This window comes from Bradyrhizobium sp. NBAIM03 (assembly GCF_020194055.1).
Lineage (GTDB): Bacteria > Pseudomonadota > Alphaproteobacteria > Rhizobiales > Xanthobacteraceae > Bradyrhizobium > Bradyrhizobium yuanmingense.
On record NZ_JADYVS010000204.1, the window covers coordinates 1 to 420 of the forward strand.

Annotated in this window: 1 protein-coding gene; it reads left to right on the forward strand. The window is 69.8% G+C overall.

What is annotated here, in order from left to right:
- Positions 1 to 134 precede the first annotated feature (134 nt).
- Positions 135 to 420 (forward strand): hypothetical protein (locus I6F21_RS38105; RefSeq protein WP_225184431.1); only part of this gene is annotated, 286 nt, incomplete at its 3' end.

Consider the following 420-nt stretch of genomic DNA (forward strand, 5'->3'; position numbering starts at 1 on the left):
GAGCGCGCGGCCTACATCGGCCGCATCCGCAATTTGTCGCGCCTGGTCGCGCAGGCTTACTACGATTCGCGCGAGCGCCTGGGCTTCCCGATGTGCGGCACGGCCGCTGCCGCTGTCAAGACCACGGAGGCCGCATGACGGCCAACCGAGCACGGCGTGGCCTGGCGCTGCTGACGGCAGCGTCCATCGCCGCGCTGACGCTACCGGCGAGCGTTGCCCAAGCGGCGCGGCATCGCACGTCCAAGCCGGCATCGGCGGAGAAGGTTTTTGTCGTGCCCAACACTTTGACGCAGCTTTGCGTGGCCGATTCCAAGCCGCTCCAGCAAGCGCTGAGCGCGGCCTGGACGCCGCCGCCGCCGTCGCTCGATCAATGGACGAGCCTGGTGCGCACGATGGCCTGCGACCTGTCCGGCGCACGGG